The organism is Massilia sp. Root133 (assembly GCF_001426525.1).
Classification (GTDB): domain Bacteria; phylum Pseudomonadota; class Gammaproteobacteria; order Burkholderiales; family Burkholderiaceae_D; genus Telluria; species Telluria orientalis.
This window is the reverse complement of sequence record NZ_LMEW01000016.1, coordinates 1-21,152: the sequence shown is the minus strand read 5'-3', so window position 1 is coordinate 21,152 and position 21,152 is coordinate 1. Positions and strand designations below refer to the sequence as shown.

At 66.4% G+C, this 21,152-nt stretch carries 16 protein-coding genes and 1 pseudogene; 11 read left to right on the top strand and 6 right to left on the bottom strand.

Going from position 1 to position 21,152, the window contains the following annotated elements; translation table 11 throughout:
• Positions 1-16: 16 nt before the first annotated feature.
• A complete protein-coding gene (locus tag ASD28_RS14845) occupies positions 17-694 on the bottom strand; it encodes an NF038120 family PEP-CTERM protein (protein ID WP_056129230.1) in 678 nt (225 codons plus the stop codon).
• 599 nt (positions 695-1,293) lie between these two features.
• Here ASD28_RS14845 and ASD28_RS14840 point away from each other — a divergent pair.
• Positions 1,294-3,783, top strand: coding sequence for a tetratricopeptide repeat protein (locus tag ASD28_RS14840; protein ID WP_056129227.1), 2,490 nt, complete (start codon positions 1,294-1,296; stop codon positions 3,781-3,783).
• On the opposite strand, the gene ASD28_RS14835 is transcribed toward ASD28_RS14840, so the two are convergent.
• A complete protein-coding gene (locus ASD28_RS14835; RefSeq protein ID WP_056129224.1) occupies positions 3,784-4,368 on the bottom strand; it encodes a GNAT family N-acetyltransferase in 585 nt (194 codons plus the stop codon).
• 225 nt (positions 4,369-4,593) lie between these two features.
• Here ASD28_RS14835 and ASD28_RS14830 point away from each other — a divergent pair, with 225 nt between their 5' ends.
• From ASD28_RS14830 to ASD28_RS14785, 10 genes are read left to right on the top strand one after another with little or no spacing between them, the layout of a single operon-like run.
• Positions 4,594-5,898: a bifunctional glycosyltransferase/class I SAM-dependent methyltransferase gene (locus ASD28_RS14830; RefSeq protein ID WP_056129220.1), complete on the top strand. Its 1,305-nt coding sequence runs from the start codon at positions 4,594-4,596 to the stop codon at positions 5,896-5,898.
• 23 nt (positions 5,899-5,921) lie between these two features.
• Complete coding sequence (locus ASD28_RS14825) at positions 5,922-6,818, top strand: WxcM-like domain-containing protein (protein WP_056129217.1); 897 nt, start codon at positions 5,922-5,924, stop codon at positions 6,816-6,818.
• Positions 6,815-7,924, top strand: a complete 1,110-nt coding sequence (locus ASD28_RS14820) for a DegT/DnrJ/EryC1/StrS aminotransferase family protein (RefSeq protein WP_056129214.1) — start codon at positions 6,815-6,817, stop codon at positions 7,922-7,924. Before ASD28_RS14825 ends, ASD28_RS14820 begins: the two co-directional genes overlap by 4 nt.
• A gap of 51 nt (positions 7,925-7,975) precedes the next feature.
• Positions 7,976-8,854 (top strand): glycosyltransferase family 2 protein, encoded by an 879-nt coding sequence (locus tag ASD28_RS14815; RefSeq protein ID WP_056129211.1) that lies wholly within the window; start codon positions 7,976-7,978, stop codon positions 8,852-8,854.
• A complete protein-coding gene (locus ASD28_RS14810; RefSeq protein WP_056129208.1) occupies positions 8,851-9,615 on the top strand; it encodes a hypothetical protein in 765 nt (254 codons plus the stop codon). The genes ASD28_RS14815 and ASD28_RS14810 overlap by 4 nt, the downstream gene beginning before the upstream one ends.
• A gap of 20 nt (positions 9,616-9,635) precedes the next feature.
• Complete coding sequence (gene rfbF, locus ASD28_RS14805) at positions 9,636-10,409, top strand: glucose-1-phosphate cytidylyltransferase (protein ID WP_056129205.1); 774 nt, start codon at positions 9,636-9,638, stop codon at positions 10,407-10,409.
• Entirely contained in the window at positions 10,370-11,512 is a 1,143-nt protein-coding gene (gene rfbG / locus ASD28_RS14800) for a CDP-glucose 4,6-dehydratase (protein ID WP_229411853.1), read from the top strand. The genes rfbF and rfbG overlap by 40 nt, the downstream gene beginning before the upstream one ends.
• On the top strand, positions 11,500-11,916 hold the full coding sequence (locus ASD28_RS14795) for a WxcM-like domain-containing protein (RefSeq protein ID WP_056129202.1): 417 nt from the start codon (positions 11,500-11,502) through the stop codon (positions 11,914-11,916). Before rfbG ends, ASD28_RS14795 begins: the two co-directional genes overlap by 13 nt.
• Positions 11,913-12,791 carry a sugar nucleotide-binding protein gene (locus ASD28_RS14790; RefSeq protein ID WP_056129199.1) on the top strand — a complete coding sequence of 293 codons (879 nt, stop codon included), beginning with the start codon at positions 11,913-11,915 and terminating at the stop codon, positions 12,789-12,791. Before ASD28_RS14795 ends, ASD28_RS14790 begins: the two co-directional genes overlap by 4 nt.
• Before the next feature lies 1 nt (position 12,792).
• On the top strand, positions 12,793-14,055 hold the full coding sequence (locus ASD28_RS14785; RefSeq protein ID WP_056129196.1) for an NAD(P)/FAD-dependent oxidoreductase: 1,263 nt from the start codon (positions 12,793-12,795) through the stop codon (positions 14,053-14,055).
• Between the two features lie 24 nt (positions 14,056-14,079).
• Here the strand turns inward: ASD28_RS14785 and ASD28_RS14780 are convergent, their stop codons facing one another.
• From ASD28_RS14780 to ASD28_RS32285, 4 genes and pseudogenes are all read right to left on the bottom strand, one after another.
• Positions 14,080-15,411, bottom strand: coding sequence for an HlyD family type I secretion periplasmic adaptor subunit (locus tag ASD28_RS14780; RefSeq protein WP_229411851.1), 1,332 nt, complete (start codon positions 15,409-15,411; stop codon positions 14,080-14,082).
• Entirely contained in the window at positions 15,408-17,543 is a 2,136-nt protein-coding gene (locus ASD28_RS14775; protein ID WP_056129190.1) for a peptidase domain-containing ABC transporter, read from the bottom strand. The genes ASD28_RS14780 and ASD28_RS14775 overlap by 4 nt, the downstream gene beginning before the upstream one ends.
• Positions 17,544-17,740: 197 nt before the next feature.
• Positions 17,741-19,975 carry an S-layer family protein gene (locus ASD28_RS14770; RefSeq protein WP_056129185.1) on the bottom strand — a complete coding sequence of 745 codons (2,235 nt, stop codon included), beginning with the start codon at positions 19,973-19,975 and terminating at the stop codon, positions 17,741-17,743.
• A gap of 124 nt (positions 19,976-20,099) precedes the next feature.
• Positions 20,100-21,078 (bottom strand): annotated as a pseudogene (locus ASD28_RS32285) (heme utilization protein); the annotation flags it as partial.
• Positions 21,079-21,152 lie beyond the last annotated feature (74 nt).

The following is a 21,152-nucleotide window of genomic DNA, read 5'->3' as shown; positions in this document are numbered from 1 at the left end:
TCGATACCTCGGCGGCTTAGGCGTTGTTGGACGAAGGAGCGGATTTGCGGCGGCGCGCCAGGAACGCGCCCATGCCCAGGCCGATCAGCGCGAGGCTGCCCGGCTCCGGCACTTCGGCCAGTGCGAGGTTGTCGATGGCGAACTGGGCCTGGTAGATCGACGGATCGGAGATGTCCGGCGCCACCGTGCAGCCGCCGGCGCCGTCGAACAGGCAGGCGCGGATCGTCAGGCTGGTCAGTTCGGCATAGCCGAAGCCGGCCGGCAGCGTGGCGGTGTCGAACAGCGGGTTGCCGTTGTTGTCGAGGCCCGGGAAGTCGAGCGCGTAGCCGAGCGTGCCGCCGTTCGCGAACGTGCCGGTCAGCAGCAGTTGGCCATACGAGAAATTCGGCAGGCCGCCGAACGGGGCGACGAAACCGAAGTCGAGGCGACGCAGGCTGAACTTGCCGCCGTCGTCCTTCTTGATCGTGACGCCGCCGTCGTTCAGGCCCAGGTAGGAATGGCTCGTGTTGTTGGTAGGACAGCCGCCCAGCCAGCAGGAGGTCGGGTCCATGCCGTTGACGAGCAGGCCGACGACGCCGCTCGTGCCGCCGTGATTGTCGATGGCTTGCAGCGTGTAGCCGGCCTCGCCGAGCGTGTCGCCGTCCACGTAGATGCCGTCGGGGCTCAGGGATTCGAAGTTCACCACGGACGCCATGGCAGGTGCCGTGCCCAGCAGTGCAAGCGCTGCGGCTGCACCCAGGACCAGTTTGTTCAGCCCGGATTGGGCATGGGAAACGCAAGAAGTCGGATTGGTTGTCATGTCTCTCGCCTTGAAATGGAAGCACCGATGGGTATCGGGCCTACGTGTTTTTTTACCAACTGCACGACTTTCCAATGTAGCAAGAAAACAATATTTATTCGTAAAAAATTATCCGAATTAACTATTGTGCTGATCCTTTGATATTGAACAAAATTTGGATTTCCCTATGAAAACAGCGATGTCAAAACGCAAGAAATTGTCGCTTTTTAATTACAATTCATTGCAAATAGAAAAATTGCTAGACAGACATCTTTTCTTGTGCTAATTCTTTTACAATGTATCCGCAAGGAAATGGATTCCATATTTGCAACTGAATGCGGATGCGCCTTTGCCAAGAACCATGTCAGTCCTCGCAAATGTTCATGCTTGATTGAAAACTTGGGTACAAACGGTTGATGCCAATCGGTTGCTCACAGGCCACAAACGTTCGCTGGAGACACTCTGACAGAGTATGATTACGCTTCCCCGAAGCAGACTCGAGAGACCTATCCAGGATGAATGTTCCCGCGCACACCGATGCTTTGTTCCGTCAGGCCGAACGCGGCGTGCTGCCGCTCGGTGAACTGTTCCAGGGTGCGCAGACGCTGGTCGAACTGGGCATGCAGCAGGAAGCCATCCGGTTGTACGCCAGCTGGATTGCGCACACGGCCTCCCCGGCCGCGTACGCCGCCTGTTTCAACCTCGCCGTCGCGCGCGGCAACGTGGGCGACGATGCGGGCGCCGCCCGCGATTACCTGAAGGCGATCGAACTCGCGCCCGGCTTCGTCGAGGCGCGCCTGAATCTCGGCACGCTGTACGAGCGCATGAACCGGCCCGATGACGCGCTCGCCGCATGGCAGAGCATCCTCGCCGACATCCCGGACCTGGCCGCGAAGCCGGCGCTGCACGTGCAGGCCCTGAACAACCTCGGCCGCCTGTGCGAGATCCGCAAGCGCCTGCCGGAAGCGCTGGACTATCTCACGCGCAGCCTCGAACTCGATCCGGACCAGCCCAAGGTCATCACCCACTGGGTGCACCTGCGCCAGAAGCTGTGCGTGTGGCCGGTCTACGAAGCGTTCGGCGCCGTCACGGTGGAAGAACAGCGCCGCCACACGTCGGCCCTCGCGATGCTGGGCGCGTCGCCGCATCCGGCCGAGCAGCTGGCCGCATCGCTCAACTTCGTCGAGCGCAAGGTGCATGCGGCGCCCGAGCAGCTGGCGCCGCCCGAGGGCTATGCCCACAGGCGCATCCGCATCGGCTACCTGTCGTCCGACCTGTGCTCGCACGCGGTGTCGATCCTGACGGCCGAACTGTACGAGCTGCACGACCGCGCGCGTGTCGAGGTCTACGCGTTTTCCTGGAGCCGCGAAGACAATTCGCCGCTGCGCGCCCGCGTGGTCGGCGCGATGGACCACTACATCCGCATCGACCGCATGACGGACGAGGAAGCGGCGCGCTGCATCCGCTCGCACGAGATCGACATCCTCGTCGACCTGCACGGCCTCACGCTGGGGGCGCGCGCCGACATCCTCGGCTGGCGTCCCGCGCCCGTGCAGCTGACGTGGCTGGGCTTTCCCGGCCCGACGGCGGTGCCCGGCATCGACTACGTGGTGGCCGACGACTTCGTGCTCCCGCCGGAGCTGGAACCGCATTTCACGGAACGGCCGCTGCGCATGCCGCACACGTTCCAGATCAACGACCGCCGCCGCGCCATCGGCCCCACGCCCACGCGCGCCGCGAACGGCCTGCCGGAAGGCGCGTTCGTGTTCTGCTCCTTCAACAGCAATTTCAAGGTCACGCCCGAGGTGTTCGACAGCTGGATGCGCATCCTGAAACAGGTGCCGGACAGCGTGCTGTGGATGGTGGCCGACAGCGACGCCACCCGCGCCAACCTCGTGCGCGAGGCCGAGACGCGCGGCGTGGCGGGCAGCCGCCTGCTGTTCGCGGGGCGCGTGGCGCCGGCCGATTACCTGGCCCGCTTCCGCCTCGCCGACCTGTTCCTCGACACGAATCCGTTCAACGGCGGCACCACCGCGAGCGACGCCCTGTGGGCCGGCTTGCCCGTGCTGACATGGGCCGGCCAGACCTTCTGCTCGCGCATGGCGGGCAGCCTGCTGCGCGCGGTGGGCCTGCCGGAACTCGTCACGCACGCGCTGGAAGACTACGAGGCGCTCGCCATCGCCCTCGGCAACGACCGCCCGCGCATGGACGCGCTGCGCGCGCGCCTCGCGGCCAACCGCGACGCGAGCCCGCTGTTCGACACGCCGCGCTTCGTGCGCGACTACGAAGACCTGCTGGCGACCGTCGTCAGGCGCCCGGCCGGCGTCGAACCCGTGGACGAACCAGCCGTCGCCCGGCTGCAGGAAGTACCGCCTCCCGCGCAACTGACCTTGCAGCAGGAGAGCATGCTGTCGCTGCTGCGTCCCGGCATGCACAGCATCGTCGAAGTGGGCGGCGCGACCCTGGCCCAGGCCTGGCGTGCCCGCGTGCCGAACTCGCACTATATCGCCATAAGCGCCGCCGTCGGCGCGCCGGCCGCAAACGCAGGCTGGAGCACCGCCGCCATCGAGCGCGACGCCGAACTACTGACCGACGCCGACTGGCAGCAGCTGGCCGCGGCCCAGTGCTGGCTGTTCCCGGAAACGCTGGAACGCCTGCGCGACCCGTGGACCTTCCTCGCGCGCCTGCGCCGCCAGGCGCTCGGCCCTGTGGAACTGGTCGCGTGCGTCAACAACGGCCAGCACTGGCTGCTGCAGACGCTGCTCGCCGCCGGCAACATGCCGGACCGCCGCAACCTGCACCTGTTCACGCGCGCATCGCTCGCGGCGCTGCTGGCCGACCACGGCTTCACGCTCATCGCCATGACGACGGTGAACGCGCAACAGCCGCCGCAAATCGTGCTGGACGCGATCCGCGCCCTGGCCGCGGCGGCCGGCGCCGACCCTGAACTGGCCGTGCAGGACGCCCTGCCCTACCAATATCTGGTGCGCGCCATCGCCGCCTGATCAGTCGAGCCGCACGACGTCGATCGGGTCCGGCAGGAAGCGGGCATACCGCCCCATCGACGCGAGGATGGCATCGTGCGCCAGTTCGAAGCGGTACTCGACGTCGTCTTCCGCCACCCGTTGCGCGCCGAAGCGCTCGTGGAACGTCCACACGCTGCGATTGTCCTTGCGGACCTCGAAATGCGCGTTGCGAAAGCCGAGATGGTCGAGCGCATAACGATAGACGATCAGCGCCGATTCGATCCCCACATAGGTAGGAGCACCGTCGGCGACGATCCAGCTCCCCCACGAAAAGCTGTCGCCGACGGCGTTGTACAGCCGCACGGTGCCGACCGGCTGGCCGGCACCGCCCGCCTCGTCCTTCAGGCAGATGATGAAATAAGCCTGGCTGCCGTCCGCCTTGTAGCGCTCGATCCAGGCAGCCTGCCTGGCCACGTCGGCGTCGACCGCCGACAGGTACGCCGCCTTTTTGGGATCGAGCCGCAACGACAGGATATAGGCCGCATCGGCGACCTCGACCTCGCGCAGCACGAGCTTGTTGCCGACCAGGCGGGCGGCGGGTCGGATGGTTGGTTGTTCGCTCATGACTCCCCGTATGAACGTTGATGGACGAAGGCATGATTACACACAACAATCGCCATAGGAATGACATGGTTGCAATCAAATTGCCCTTCTGAAAACCAATCGCAAAATTGTGCCAACTATTGGTTGCTCACAGGCCACAAAATTTCGCTGGAAACAGGTCAACAGAGTATGATTACGCTTCCTTTGCGATCGGCAGGACGACGTTCGGCCTCTTCGAAACACACCATGCAAACGAATCAAATTCCCGTCATCACGGTGTCGTACAACTCGCCCGACCTGATCGAGGCGCTGCTGCGCACCTTCCGCCAGTTCTATTCGAACAAAGTGTACGTGATCGACGGTTCGCGTCCCGAGGTCGCAACGCAGATCGGTGCCATCGCCGCACGTTTCCCGGACGTCGAGTTCATCCCGTTCGGCTACAACATCCACCACGGTCCCGGCATGACCTGGGCCGTGCACAATCTGAACCTGCAAGGCCAGGCGCTGTTCCTCGATTCGGACGTCGAGATCGTCAAGGACGGCTTCCTCGAAACCCTGCAGGCCGAGCTGGAGCCGGGCATGTGGGGCGTCGGCAGCACCCAGCGCGTCAACGAGCGCGGCTACGACGAGCCGGAAGACGGGCCCATCCACTACCTGCACCCGGCCTGCATGCTGGTCAACCTGGACGTGATGCGTCAATGGCCGCTGCCGATCAAGCACGGCGCGCCGAACATCCAGACGATGCTGGCGCTAAACCACAGCGGCAACGCCCACCTCTACAAGCACGTGCAATGGGTCCGCGAAGATTTCGAAGGCCGCACGACGCCGCACTACATCAAGCACCCGTGGCAGGGTACGGTCAAGCGCACGGGCGGCTACCACTACGACATGCCGGCGCCCGACGGCAGCGTCGATCCCTATCTGCTGCATTTCGTGCCCACCGACGCCGCCAAGGTGATCGACGTCGGCTGCGGCAACGGCCTGTTCGCCAAGGCCTACCGCGCCCGCCATCCGATCTGCCAGTACCTCGGCGTGGAGCTCGATCCGCAACTGGCCGACCAGGCGCGTCCGCATTGCGATTTCGTGTTCAACATGGACATCACGAAGCCGACCAAGCAGTTCGACACCTACGCGGCCGGCGCCGATTGCTGGATTCTCGGCGACGTGCTGACCAGCCTGCCCGATCCGTGGGCCCTGCTGCGCGACATCCGCCGCCGGAGCGCGCCGGGCACCCGCGTCGTCGTCTCGGTGCGCAACGCCCAACACTGGAGCGTACAGGCCCGGCTCGCCGTCGGCGACCTGCACTACCGCGACGACACGCCCGTGCGCCCGCACGACCTGCGCCTGTTCACGCGCGCCACCATGCTCGACCTGCTGCGCCAGACCGGCTTCGAACTGGCCACCGGCTCGCCCGAGGTGCGCGACGAGCCGGCGCGCGAGCAGTGGCTGCCCGCCATCCGGGCGCTCGCCGCGGCCGGCGGCAACGATCCGGAGCAGGCGGCGCAGGACGCGCTGGCGTGGCAGTATGTGTGCGTCGCGACGCTCGTCTGAATCCAAACATGCAGGAGAATTCCATGTCCCGTTCCTTCTCCGCCCACGTCCATGACGGCGCCACCGTCGCCGCCGATGCGCAACTGGGCGACTTCGTCGTGGTCTACGCGGGCGCCGCGATCGGCACCGGCTGCCGCGTGCGCGGCTTCACCCAGGTCTGGCCCGGCGTGCGGCTGCACGAGGGCGTCGACCTCGGTCCGGGCGTCACCATCGAGGCGCCGGACGGGGACGGCAGCGACGTCGTGATCGGCGCCGGCACCCGCGTCGGCGCCGGCGCCCTGCTGCACCGGGGCGTGCGCATCGGCCAGGGCGCCGAAGTCGTGGCCGGGGCCGTGGTCACCCATAACGTGCCGCCGTACGCGATCGTGGCCGGCGCGCCGGCTCGCGTGGTCAACTACGTCCAGCAGGCCGAACGCAAGCCGGCGGCCGAGTGGCACACCATCACCACGCCGCCAAAAACGCCGTCGGCCGTGCGCCTCGGTGTCGGCGACGTGACGTTGCACCGCTTCAAATTCGTCGGCGACCCGCGCGGCGACCTGTCGGTCGGCGAGTTCATGCGTGAAATCCCGTTCATGCCGAAACGCTACTTCCTGGTCATGAACGTCCCCAACGACAAGACCCGCGGCGAACACGCACACTACAAGTGCCACCAGTTCCTGGTCTGCGTTAAAGGCAGCTGTTCGGTGGTTGTCGACGACGTGGCCTCCCGCTGCGAAGTGCGCCTCGACGCACCGGACATCGGCCTGTACCTGCCGCCGATGACCTGGGGCATCCAGTACAAATATTCGAGCGACGCCGTGATGATGGTGTTCGCGTCGGACTATTACGAAGCGGAAGACTACATCCGCGACTATGACGAATTCGTCGCCGCCAAACGCCGCATGGGCGACAGCGGCGCCCTTCCTGTGGAGCACGCATGAGTATTCCCTTCCTCGACCTGAAGGCCATCAACCTCGAGCAGGAAGACGCCATCGAACAGGCCATGCGGCGCGTGCTGCGGTCCGGCTGGTATGTCCTCGGCAAGGAAGTGGAAGCGTTCGAGCAAGCCTATGCCGCCTGGTGCGGTACGCGCCATGCCATCGGCGTGGCCAACGGGCTGGATGCGATCTTCCTCGTGCTCAAGGCATGGGGGGTGGGCCCGGGCGATGAAGTCATCGTTCCCAGCAATACCTATATCGCCACCTGGCTGGCCGCCTCGCATTGCGGCGCCACGCCGGTCCCGGTGGAGCCGGTGGTGGGCACGTACAACCTCGATCCGGCCCGCGTGGAAGCGGCCATCACGGCGCGTACCAGGGCCATCGTGCCGGTCCACCTGTACGGCCAGTGCGCCGACATGGCGCCGCTGATGGACATCGCCCGTCGTCACCGCCTGAAGGTCGTCGAGGACGGCGCCCAGGCGCACGGCGCGCGCTATCGCGGCCGGCGCGCCGGTGCGCTGGGGCACGCCGCCGCGTTCAGCTTCTATCCCGGCAAGAACCTGGGCGCGCTGGGCGACGGCGGCGCGATCACGACCGACGACGACGCACTGGCACGGCAACTGCGCGCGCTGCGCAACTACGGCTCCCAGAAGAAATACCACAACGAATCCATCGGCTTCAATTCGCGCCTGGACGAGCTGCAGGCGGCGATCCTGTCGGCCAAGTTGCCCGTGCTGGATGACCAGAACGCCCGGCGGCGCGCGCTGGCGGCGATCTACGATGCCGAGCTGGCCGGCATCCCCGGCCTCGTCCTTCCCGTCGTGCCCGAGTGGGCCGAACCGGTGTGGCACCTGTACGTCGTGCGCCATGCGCAGCGCGACGCGCTGGCCAAGGGGCTGGCCGAGGCCGGCATCGGCACGCTGGTGCATTATCCGATCGCCCCGCACCTGCAGCCCGCCTACGCCGATCTCGGCATGACCGAGGGCCGATTCCCGATCGCCGAGACCATCCATCGCGAGGTGCTCAGCCTCCCGATGGGCCCGACGATGACGGCGGCGCAGGCGGTCGAGGTCGCGCAGGCGGTACGGCGCATCGCCGCGGCGCTGTGAACGGCGCCATCGCGTACTTTTTCTCACGAACGACAACGAACTCCGGTCTCCATGACGCTCCCCAAAGTCAGCATCGTCATCCCGTCGTACAAGCCCGAGCACTTCGAGCAATGCCTGCGCTCGGCCATCGGCCAGACATACCCGAATATCGAGATCCTCGTCAGCGACAACTGCCCGACCGAGGCCATCCGCGACATCTGCGCGCGCTTCCCCGAGGTGATCTACCAGCGCTGCTCGGTGACCAGGGACGGCAACATCCACGCCGCTTTCTTCTCGGGCAAGGGCACGTACATCAAGCCGCTGTTCGACGACGATATCCTGCATCCGTTCTGCGTCGAGCGCATGGTGGCCGCGATGACTGCGCAGCCGCGCGTCCAGATGACGTTCTCGGCCTCGCAGGTCATCGACGCCAACAACCTGCGCGTCGAAACCCGCCGTGCGTTCGAGGCCAGCGGTTCGATGACGGGCCTGGAACTGCACCGCAGCATGGTCCTCGGCATGCGCAACTTCGTCGGCGAATTCTCCACCGTGATGTTCACCCGCAAGAAGCTGTGGGAGATCGGCCACCTGCGGCTGTTCACGCTGGCCGGCCATGACTGCACGATCGGGCTGTCCGACGTGTCCGCGTACTGCAACCTGGTCGAAGGCGGCGATGTGTTCTACCTCGACGAGGAGCTGAGCTACTTCCGCCGCGATCCGCGCCTGCAGTCGGAATCGAATCCGGCCGTGAACAAGAATTTCGGCTATTGCTTCTCCGACTACTTCGACCTGCTGCTCGCCTCGCACCGCTTGGGCGTGATCAGCACCCAGGAACTGCTGGACAAGCGCGACCAGGTGCACACCGCCTACCTGCAGCTGCGCGGGGTCTTCTTCCAGATCGAGGAAGCCTGGCAGCGCTACACCGCCTACACGGAGGGCCTCGCCGCATGACGTCCCCGCCCCCCTTCTACTGCATCAGCCACAAGGACCCGGGCTGGCCCCTGCCGCCGTTCCTGACGCTCGTCGGCACCGGCGGCTACGTGCCGGAGCGCGGCATCGGCATGAGCGTGTACGCGCCCCAGCTGGCGTACAAGAACATGAAGCTGGGCGAATACGCGGCCCTCTTCATGATCCGCCGCCTGCTGGAAGAAGCGCATGCCGACGGTTTCGTCGGCGTCTGCCATTACCGCCGCTACGCCCTGGTCGCCGAGATCGGCCAGCTGCGCGGCTTCAACTACCACGCGCATCCGAGCGAGCTGCAGGACCTGCCCATCGAAGCCTTCATCGGCGACGGCACGACCCCGATCATCTCGGCGCCCATCAATTTTCCCGGCTCGGTCATGCAGCAGTACTCGGCGAACGCGGTCGGGCGCGACCTGCTGATGTTCTTCGGCGACGCGGTCGACTGCGGCGTGATCGACAGCGACGAGGCGATCAACTTCCTGTCCGGCACCAGCTTCATCACGGCGGGCAACGTGGGCTATATGCCGGTCGCCTGGTTCGTCGAGACCATGCGCCAGCTCGAAGGGGTCGTGGCGCGCTTCGCCCACAACCATTACATCCGGCGCGAAGGCTACGAAGAACGTACGATGGGGCTGTGCTGCGAACGGCTGCACGGCCTGTTGCTACGCAAGAAGGCGCTGGAATACGGCGCGGACAAGGTGATCACGCGTCCCCTGACGGTGCTGACCGAGACCGGGCGCCTGAACTGAAAAAACGGCAAGGACATCGCATGAAAGCAGTCATCCTCGCGGGCGGCCTCGGCACCCGCATCAGCGAAGAAACCTCGGTCAAACCAAAACCGATGGTGGAGATCGGCGGCAAGCCCATCCTCTGGCACATCATGAAGGGCTATTCCACGCACGGCGTGAACGATTTCGTGATCTGCTGCGGCTACAAGGGCTACGTGATCAAGGAATACTTCGCCAACTATTTCCTGCACACGTCCGACGTCACGTTCGACATGCAGAACAACCGCATGGAAGTGCACACGCGCAGCGCCGAGCCGTGGAAGGTGACCCTGGTGGACACCGGCGACGACACCTTGACCGGCGGCCGCCTGAAACGCGTGCGCGACTACGTGCGCGACGAAGAGGCGTTCTGCTTCACCTACGGCGACGGCGTCTCGAACGTGAACGTCACGGAACTGATCGATTTCCACCGCGCCCACGGCAAGCTGGCCACGCTGACGTCCGTCCAGCCGCCGGGCCGCTTCGGCGCCCTCAACCTGCAGGGCGACGAGATCACCAGCTTCCAGGAGAAGCCGCAGGGCGACGGCGCCTGGATCAACGGCGGCTTCTTCGTGCTCTCGCCGCAGGCCATCGACTACATCGACGGCGACGCCACCACGTGGGAGAAGCAGCCGATGGAAGGACTGGCGCGCGACGGCCAGATGCGGGCGTTCTTCCACCACGACTTCTGGCAGCCGATGGACACCTTGCGCGACAAGATGCATCTCGAAGAGCTGTGGAAATCCGGCCGCGCGCCCTGGAAGACCTGGGAGTGATCATGTTCGGCGACATCTACCGCAACAAGAAGGTGCTGGTCACGGGCCATACGGGCTTCAAGGGTTCCTGGCTCGTCATGTGGCTGCTCAAGCTGGGCGCGCGCGTCGCCGGCCTGTCCGACGGCATCCCGACCCAGCCCTCCATCTTCGAGGAGACCGGCCTGGCCGGGCATATCGAGCACCACCTGGGCGACGTGCGCGACCTGGCCGCCGTCCGCCGGGTCCTCGCCGATTTCCAGCCCGACTTCGTGTTCCACCTGGCCGCGCAGCCGATCGTCTCGACGTCGTACAGCGATCCCGTGGACACGATCACGACCAACGTCATCGGCACCACCAACGTGCTGGAAGCCCTGCGCCTGCACGACCGCCCCTGCGTCGCCGTGATGATCACGTCCGACAAGTGCTACGAGAACGTCGAGTGGCTGTGGGGCTACCGCGAGACCGACCATATCGGCGGCCGCGACATCTACAGCGGCTCGAAGGGCGCGGCCGAAGTGGTCATCCACGCGTACTACTGGTCGTTCTTCCGCGCGCCCGATTGCAAGGTGAAGCTGGCCAGCGGCCGCGCCGGCAACGTGATCGGCGGCGGCGACTGGGCCAAGGACCGCATCGTCGTCGACTGCATGCGCAACTGGTCGGAAGGCCGCAAGGTCGAGATCCGCAGCCCGCAGGCCACGCGGCCGTGGCAGCATGTGCTGGAGCCGCTGTCGGGCTATCTGGCCCTGGGCGCGGCGCTGCAAGAACGCCCGGAACTGTCCGGCGAAGCCTTCAACTTCGGACCGCGCGCGGAGCAGAACCGCACCGTGCTGGAGCTGCTGGGCGACCTGTCGCGCCACTGGCAGTTCGCGAGTCCCGAACAGGCGTACGAGGTCACCGGCAATATCCCGTTCCACGAGGCGGGGCTGCTCAAGCTGAACTGCGACAAGGCCCTGTTCCACCTGCGCTGGGAAGCGAACCTGAACTACGAGACCTGCGTGCGCCTGGTCAGCGAATGGTATTACCGCTACTACCGCGAGCAGGCCGACATGCACGCGCTGACGCTCGCCCAGATCGGCGAATACGAAGCGCTGGCCGCGGCCCGGGGGCTGGCATGGACGCGCTGACGCCCTGCACGCTCACGCCGCTGGCGCGCATCGCCCACCCGAAAGGCGACGTGTACCACGCGATGAAGGCGACCGACCCGGGCTTCGCCGGCTTCGGCGAGGTCTATTTCACCACCGTGCATCCGGGCGTGACGAAAGGCTGGAAGCGGCATACGCGCATGACCATGAACCTCGTCGTCGTCGCGGGCGGCGTCACGTTCCACCTGCACGATGCCGGCACCGGCCGCACGACCTCGCACACGCTGGGCGACGCCAACTACGGCAGGCTCACGGTGCCGCCGGGCTGGTGGATGGCGTTCACCGGCACCGGAGACGGGACGAACCTGGTCTGCAACATGGCCAGCATCCCGCACGATCCGGCCGAGGCAGTCAACGTCGACCTGGCCACCTACCCGCTCGCATGAAGATCCTGCTGACCGGCGCCCGCGGCCTCCTGGGAACGGCGATCGGCAAGGCGGCCGCCGCGCGCGGCTGGCACTGCGCGCCGCTGGCGCGTCCGGCGCTGGCGGACGCCCCGGCCCATCTGCCCGCCGAACTCGCTGCCGGCTGGGATCTCGTGATCCATGCCGCCGCCAACACGAACGTCGAGCAGTGCGAGCTCGACCCGTCCGCCTGCTACCGCGACAACCTGCTGCTGACCGAACTGGTCGCCACCGCCTGCGCGCGCGCCGGCACGAAGCTGCTGTTCGTCTCCAGCACCGGCGTCTACGGCGCCCACGGCACGGCGCCCTGGCGCGAATACGACGCCGCGCGGCCGACCACGCACCACCACCGCAGCAAGGTCCTGGCCGAGGAACGCGTGCTGGCGGCGAGCCCGGACAACCTCGTCGTCCGCACCGGCTGGCTGTTCGGCGGCGCGCCGGACATCCCGAAGAATTTCGTCGCCCGCCGCATCGACGAGGCCCGCGCCGCGCTGGCGAGCGGCGCGACGATGCGTTCGAACGTCCAGCAGCGGGGCGTGCCCTGCTTCAGCGGCGACGTCGCGGCGCGCATGCTCGACCTGGGCGCGAGCGGCCTCGCGGGCGTCTTCAATTGCGTGAACGGCGGTTCGGCGTCGCGCCACGAGTACGTGCAGGCGATCGTGCGCCTGGCCGGCTTCGATCTCGAGGTCGGTCCCGCCGACGCCGCATCGTTCAACCGCAAGGCCAACGTCTCGGACAACGAAACGGCGGACAACTGGAAATGCGACCAGCTGGGCTGGCCGGCCATGCGCGACTGGCGCGCCGCCCTCGCCGCCTATCTCGAGGGCGAACTCGCCCCTTACCTCGCAGCGAACTGACATGGAAACCATCGATATCGTCATCCTGGGCGCGGGCATCGCGGGCCTGGGCGCCGCGCTGCGCGCGCGCGAATTGAACCGCCAGGCCGTCGTCTTCGAGGCGCGCGACCGCGCCGGCGGCCTGCTCGACAACTTCACGGTCGACGGCTTCCGTTTCGACCACGCCGTGCACCTGTCGTTCGCGAACGAACCGGAAGTGCGCGCGATCTTCGACCGCACGCCGTATCTCACGCACCCGGCCGATTCGTATTGCTGGGATGACGGCTACTGGCTCAAGCACCCGGTGCAGAACAACCTGTATCCGCTGCCGCCGGAACAGCGCGTGGCCCTGATCAAGTCCTTCCTCGCGCGTCCCGACACGCTCGCGCACGACGATTACGAAAGCTGGCTGCGCCACCAGTACGGCGACGCGATCGCCGAACGGTACCCGCTGCGCTACACGCAGAAATACTGGGCGGTGCCGGCCCGCGCATTGTCCACGACGTGGATCGGCAACCGCATGCGCCGCGCGGAACTGGACGAGATCCTGTTCGGCGCCCTGACGGGCGATACGCCGAACACGTACTACACCAAGGAGATGCGCTACCCCGTCGCGGGAGGCTACAAGGCGTTCATCCAGCCGCTGCTCGACGCCGCCGAGATCCGCACGGGCCACGCCGCGACAGGCATCGACACCGCGGCGCGCACCGTAACGTTCGCGAACGGCGCGACGGTGCGTTACCGGCAGCTCGTCAGCACGCTGCCGCTGCCCGTGCTCGTGCGCCTGGCCGGCGACGTCCCGGACGACGTGCGCGCGGCCGGCGCCGGCCTGCACGCCACGTCGATCGACCTGGTCTCCGTCGGGTTCGACAAACCGCTCGTGAAGGACCTGTGGTTCTACATCTACGACGAGGACATCGTCGCCAGCCGCGCCTATTCGCCGTCCGTGAAATCGCCGGACAACGCGCCGCCCGGCTGCAGCTCGCTCCAGTTCGAGATCTACAACTACGACACGGGCAGCGCCCATGCGCCCGACGCGCTCAAGGAGAACACGGTCTACGCGCTGCGCAAGATGGGCATCGCGACGGCGGACGACATCGTCGTGCTCGACCATCGCCGCCTCGCCTACGGCAACGTCATCTTCGAGCAGGGAATGGAAGAACGGCGCGCCCGCGTGCGCGGCTGGGCGGACGCGGCGGGCATCGCCACGTGCGGCCGGTTCGGTGAGTGGGATTATTTGTGGAGCAACCAGTCGCTCCTGAGCGGCTACCGCGCCCTGCCTTGAGGACAGGCGCGCGGCGCCGGGCGATCACGGCTCCCGGATCGCTTCGTCCAGCCCCTTCGTCAGGGGCCACAGCAGATACGACAACACGGTCCGCTTGCCGACCACGATTTCCGCGGTCAGCGTCATGCCCGGCAGCAGGCGCGCGTGCGGGTCCATGTTCTTCAGCTTCCCGCCGCCCAGGTCGATGCGGCTGACGTAGTAGGCATCCGTGCCCGATTCCGCATTCGCCGTGTCGCGCTTGAACGCGTCCTCGGACAGGGTGCGCACCTTGGCGTCCAGGGTGCCGTGCTTCTGGAACGGGAACGCGTCGAGCTTGATGTGGGCGACGTCGCCCGGCTTCACGTGGCCGACGTCGAGCGAATCGATCTGCACCTCGGCGTCCAGCGCGGTCCCCAGCGGCACGAGCGTGAACATCTTCTCGGCCGCCTGCGCGACGGAACCCTGCGACAGCTTGGCGATGTCCTGCACCATGGCGTCGGCCGGCGCGGTCAGGATCACCTTGTCGCGGCGCAGCGTGCCCTTCTTGATCTGCTCGGCCGTCGCGTCGCGCTCGCGCGTGAGGTTCAGCAGGTCTTCCATGATCTTCTGGCGCCAGCCGTTCACGAACGCGCGCTTCTCCGCCTCCAGGCCGGCCAGGGTGCGCCGGATCTCCGGTTCCTGGTTCTTCGCCAGCGTGTAGTCGCGCTCCACTTCCATGCGCTTGTTGCGCGCGTCCAGCAGGTTGACCTTGGCGCCGAATTTCTGGTCGACGAGGCGTTCCTGCATCGTCTCCACCTCGCGCAGCGATCTCGTCCTGTCGCCCAGCACCTGCTGGTCGCGCACGTTCGTGTCGAGCGAGGCGCGCGTCTTGGCGATGTTCTCGTCCAGGCGCGCCATCTGCGCGGCGAAGTTGGCGCGGCGCTCGCCCGCCAGCTTGTCCTGCAGTTGCGTGTCGGCCGACACCTTGCCCGTCTCGGCCGGCGTACCGCGGCCGGTCAGTTCGGCCTCGAGGCGTTTCACCTGCGTGTCCAGGCTGTCGAACTTCAGGCGGAGTTGCGCCTGGTCGGCATCCGCGTCCGTCGGGTCCAGGGTGGCGAGGCGCTCGCCCTTCTTGACGACCTGGCCGATGCGCACGTCGATCGAGCGGATGATCGACGTCTCGATCGGCTGCACGACGATATTCGACAACGGGGTGGTCAGCCTGCCCTGCGCCTTCACCACCTCGTCGATCTCGGCGATGCTGGCCCAGCCGAGGAAGCACACGAGCATCGCGGCCAACGCGTGCACGGTGATGCGCGCGTACGGCGGCAACGGCCGGCGTTCGATCTCGTCGGCGTCCGGCAGGAACTCGATGTCGGTCGGATCGAGCGCGGTCACAGATGACTTGTTTGCTGGTTCCATAATTGAATGTAAGTAGAGCAGCGCGTCAGGAGTTCTTCATGGCGGCCCGCGTCCATCAATTGGCCGCGCTGCATGACCAGGATCGAATCGGCTTTGACGAGCGTCGACAGGCGGTGCGACACCATGATCACGGTGCGGCCGACGGCGATGCGCGACAGGTTGTTGATGAAGATCGCTTCGCTTTCCGGGTCGAGCGCGCTCGCCGCTTCGTCCAGCACGAGGATGCGCGGCTTGGCCAGCAGCGCCCTGGCGATCGACAGGCGCTGTTTCTGGCCGCCGGACAGGTTCGACGCATTCTCTTCCAGCATCGTGTCGTAGCCCTGCGGCATGCGCTCGATGAATTCGTCGGCGCCGGCCGCGCGGGCCGCCTCGACGATGTCCTCGAAGCTGGCCTCGGGCATCGTCGCGGCGATGTTCTCGCGCACCGTGCCGTGGAACAGGAAGTTCTCCTGCAGGACGACGCCGACCTGGCGGCGCAGGTGCGACAAATCGATCTCGCGGGCGTCGTAGCCGTCGAAGCGGACGATGCCTTCCTGGATGCGGTACAGGCCGTGGATGACCTTCGTGATCGTCGTCTTGCCCGAGCCGCTGCGGCCCACGATGCCGATCACGCTGCCTTCCTTGATCTCGAAGCTGGCGCGGTCGAGCGCGTTGTTCTGCGCGCCCGGGTAGCGGAACACGACGCCGTCGAACGTGATGTTGCCGCGCAGTTCGGGACGCAGGCCGCCGCTGCGGCCTTCCGGCGCGCGGTTCATGACCTCGCCCAGCATGCGGATCGACAGCGCGGTTTCCTGGTATTCGTTGACGAGGCCCACCAGGGCGATCAGCGGCCCGCTGACGCGGCCGGACAGCATCTGGAAGGCGATCAGGGCGCCGACGGACAGCGTCTGGTCGAACACGTCCTGGGCGCCGATCACGATGATCACGACGGGCAGCAGCTTGCCGAGGAAGTCGGTGATGGCATTGCCCGTGATGGAGATCTGGCCCACGCGGAAGTGCTGGATCAGCGCATTGGCCGAGCGCTGGTCCCAGGCGCGGCGCTGCATCGGCTCGATGGCCAGCGCCTTCACCGTGCGCATGCCGTGGATCGTTTCCACCATCAGCGCCTGGCGTTGGCCCTCGGCCGTGTACAAATCGTTCAGGCGGCGCTGGAACGTGGGCACGAGCACCGCGACGATGCCGCTGATGAGCATCGTAAACAGCAGCACGATCATCGCCAGCTTGACCGAATAGCTGAACAGGATCGGCAGCAGGATGAACAGCGCGGTCAGGTCCAGCGCCGTGAAGAACATGCGGCCGGTGAGGAAGCCGCGGATCTTTTCCATCTGCTGCATGTGGCGCACGACCACGCCCGCGGACGTGGTCTCGAAATAATCGATGGGCAGCGACAGCAGGTGCGCGAACGTGCGCCGCGTGAGGCGGATGTCGATCTTGTTCGTGGCCCACAGCGTCAGGATCTGGCGCATGAAGCCGAACGTGGACTCGAACAGCAGCGCGATGCCGATGCCGGCCGCCAGCACCCACAGCGTGGACACGCTATGGTGCACGAGCACCTTGTCGATCACGAGCTGGAAGAAGATCGGCGACGCGAGGCCGAGGATGTTCATGGCCATCGCCGCGATGGCGATGTCGCGGAACGCGGCCTTCTGCAGCAGGATCTCGGGAATGAACCAGCGCAGGCCGAACGGCTGGCGCGTGTCGGACAGCTTCGACGTGCGCTTGAGGAACAGGACTTCGCCGCTCCACAGCGACTGGAATGAGGCCGGATCGAGCATCTTGACGGCCCCGAGGTCGCCGAGCGGATCGAGCACGGCGAAAACGCCGCCGTCGTCTGCACGGGCACCGACGACGATCATGCTGTTGCCGTCCTTCAGGCGCGCGAGCAGCGGGAACACGCCCTTCTGCCCCAGCAGCTTGTCGACCGTCAGCTGGCGCAGCTTGGCCTTCAGCCCGATGCTCGAGGCCATCCCCAGCAGCATGGACGACGAGGGCTCCTCCGCGTTCAACGCGTAGTCGTGGATCAGGCGCTCCGGATTCACTTGCAGGCCATGATGCTGCGCGATGGCGGTCAGGCATTGCAGAGTTGTATGAGGAAATTTGTCGGCCATTAGGGAACTAATAGAAGCGAAGTGCGGCAGACCGAGAGATTACCTTGTTGTTGACCAGAATTGTTGCTGAACAGCACTGTGTTACGCCCCTTATTCTTGGTTTGTCGCAATTTGGACGCAAAAAAAGGCAAGACCGATAACGGTCTTGCCTTTTTGATGTCGCGGCGGGGCCGGCGCGAACCGGCCCCTGTGTTGCATTACTTGCGACCGCCGGTGGTGAGGAAGCCCGAGTCCTGCGGCGTCGTCACCGACTTGGCCAGCGATTCGGCCGTCGACGTCATCGCCGCGTTCGCACCGCTCACCTTGTTGCCGTTGACGTCGAACTGCTTCATCACGTCGACCATCGTGCCGACCGAAGCCAGCAGGCCGGTCTGCGCACCCGCCAGGTTCGGCAGGGTCAGGCCGCCGGCCGCCACGCCCGCATCGCCGGCGTTGAAGGCGGTCATCGCCTGGACCATGCTGCCGACCTTGCTGCTCAGCGAGGTCGCGGTCGCCGCGGCTTCCGCGGCCGACTTGTCGGTCGTGAACCAGACGTCGCCCGTGGCGGCCGTGGAGCCGTCGGTCTTCGTGAAGGTCGACTGCATGCCGATCCAGTTGCCGTTGTCCTTCGCCGCGGTCTTGTCGCCGTTGACGTTGATGCTTGCCACGTTCAGCGATGCCAGGCTCTTCAGCTCGCCCGATTCGCTGACGCCGTCGCCGTTCGCGTCGACCCACACCTTCAGGTTGCTGTAAGCAGCATCCTTCGTGTCGATCACGCCGTCGCCGTTCGCATCCAGCTGGGCCAGGGCTTCGTAGCCGTTGGAAGCGTTCTGGCCGTTCGCCAGCTTCGTCGACGTACCGAACAGCTCGCTACCGTCGTCGATCGAACCGTTGCCGTTGCGATCCAGTGCCAGCAGGCCGTCGGTCGCGTCCACCCAGCCCGTCGTGACCTTGCTGCCGGTCGCGAACAGGTCGAACTGCACGCCCTGGGCGATGCTCTTCGTGTGGATGCCGTCGCCGTTCAGGTCCAGCACGATCGGGCTGCCGACCTTGAGCTGCTGGATCTGTGCCGTCGTCATCGCACCCACCTGGGCCGAGGTCAGCGCATGCACCTGGCCGGTCGTCAGCGCGGCGACCTGCGTCGTCGTCAGACCGTTCTGGATCTGGCTCGTCGTCAGTGCCTGGATCTGGTTCGTCTTCAGCACGGCGATGTCGCGGGTTTCGAGCGACGAGAGCTGGCTGGTCGTCAGCGACGACAACTGGCCCGTCGTCAGCGCCTGCACCTGGCTGGTGGACAGCGCGACGATCTGGTTCGTCGTCAGGCCGTTTGCCACCTGGCTCGTCGTCAGCGCGCCGATCTGCGCCGTCGTCAGCGAGGACAGCTGGTTCGTCGACAGGCCGGCCGAGATCTGCGCGGTGGTCAGCGCCGAGATCTGGCTGGTCTTCAGCGCGATCAGGTCGCGGGTCTCCAGCGCGGCGACCTGGTTCGTCGTCAGCGCGCCCAGCTGGGCCGTCGTCAGGGCGGCGGCATCGGCCGACGTCAGGGCGACGATCTGGTTCGTCGTCAGGCCTGCCTGCACCTGGGTCGTCGTCAGCGCGGCGATCTGGTTCGTCTTCAGCGCGGCGACGTCGGCGGTTTCCATCGCAGCGACCTGGTTCGTCGTCAGGGCGGCGACCTGGGCCGTCGTCAGCGCGCTGGCCTGGACCGTCGTCAGCGCGACGATCTGGTTGGTCGTCAGGCCTGCCTGCACCTGGCTGGTCGTCAGGGCAGCGATCTGGGCGGTCGTCAGCGACGCCAGTTGCGAGGTCTTCAGGCCGGCCGAGATCTGGTTCGTCGACAGTGCCTGGACCTGGTTGGTCTTCAGCGCGGCGAGGTCGGCGGTTTCCATTGCCGCCACCTGGTTCGTCGTCAGATTACCGACCTGGGCCGTCGTCAGCGCGGCAGCCTGGGACGTCGTCAGCGCGACGATCTGGTTCGTCGTCAGGCCTGCCGAGACCTGATTGGTCGTCAGCGCGGCGATCTGGCTCGTCTTGAACGCGGCGAAGTCAGCCGTTTCCAGCGCGGCCACCTGGTTCGTGGTCAGCGCGGCGGTCTGGGCGGTCGTCAGCGCGCCTGCCTGGTTCGTGGTCAGCGCGACGATCTGGTTCGTCGTCAGGCCAGCCGACACCTGGGCCGTGGTCAGCGCGGAGATCTGAGCCGTCGTCAGCGACGCCAGTTGCGAGGTCTTCAGGCCGGCCGAGATCTGGTTCGTCGTCAGTGCCTGCACCTGGTTCGTCTTGAACGCGGCGAGATCGGCGGTTTCCAGCGCAGCGACCTGGTTCGTGGTCAGGTTGGCGGTCTGGCCGATGGTCAGCGCGCCTGCCTGGGCCGTGGTCAGGGCGACGATCTGGTTCGTCGTCAGGCCAGCGGACACCTGGTTCGTGGTCAGCGCGGCGATCTGGGCCGTCGTCATCGCCGCCAGGTCACGGGTCTCCAGCGCGGCGACCTGGTTGGTCGTCAGGTTGGAAGCCTGTGCGGTCGTCAGGGCGGCAGCCTGGGCCGTCGTCAGGGCGACGATCTGGTTCGTCGTCAGGCCNCGGCGACCTGGTTGGTCGTCAGGTTGGAAGCCTGTGCGGTCGTCAGGGCGGCAGCCTGGGCCGTCGTCAGGGCGACGATCTGGTTCGTCGTCAGGCCAGCCGAGACCTGGGCCGTGGTCARCGCGGCGATCTGGGCGGTCGTCATCGACGACAACTGGTTCGTCGACAGGCCGGCCGAGATCTGGTTCGTCGTCAGCGCGGCAACCTGGYTCGTCTTGAATGCGGCGAGGTCGRCGGTCTGCAGTGCGGCAACCTGGTTGGTCGTCAGCGCGGCGGTCTGGCCGGTGGTCAGGGCGCCTGCCTGGGACGTGGTCAGGGCAACGATCTGGTTCGTCGTCAGGCCTGCGGACACCTGATTCGTCGTCAGCGCGGCGATCTGGTTGGTCTTCAGCGACGCGARGTCGGCCGTTTCGATCGCGGCGACCTGGTTCGTCGTCAGCGCGCCGACCTGGCCGGTCGTCAGGGCACCCGCCTGGTTCGTGGTCAGGGCRACGATCTGGTTCGTCGTCAGGCCAGCCGACACCTGGGCGGTCGTCAGCGCGGCGATCTGCGCGGTCGTCAGCGAGGAGAACTGCGCCGTGGACAGGCCGGCCGAGATCTGGTTCGTSGTCAGCGCGGCAACCTGGCTCGTCTTGAACGCGGCGAGGTCGACRGTCTGCAGTGCRGCAACCTGGTTCGTGGTCAGTGCGGCGGTCTGCGCGTTGGTCAGCGCACCTGCCTGGGACGTGGTCAGGGCAACGATCTGGTTCGTCGTCAGGCCAGCCGAGACCTGATTCGTCGTCAGCGCGGCGATCTGGTTCGTCTTCATGGCGGCCAGGTCGGCCGTTTCGATCGCGGCGACCTGGTTCGTCGTCAGSGCRCCGACCTGGCCGGTCGTCAGSGCGCCTGCCTGGTTCGTGGTCAGGGCAACGATCTGGTTCGTCGTCAGGCCAGCGGACACCTGGGCGGTCGTCAGCGCGGCGATCTGGGCGGTCGTCATCGACGCCAGCTGGTTCGTCGTCAGGCCGGCCGAGATCTGGTTCGTCGTCAGCGCGGCAACCTGGCTCGTCTTGA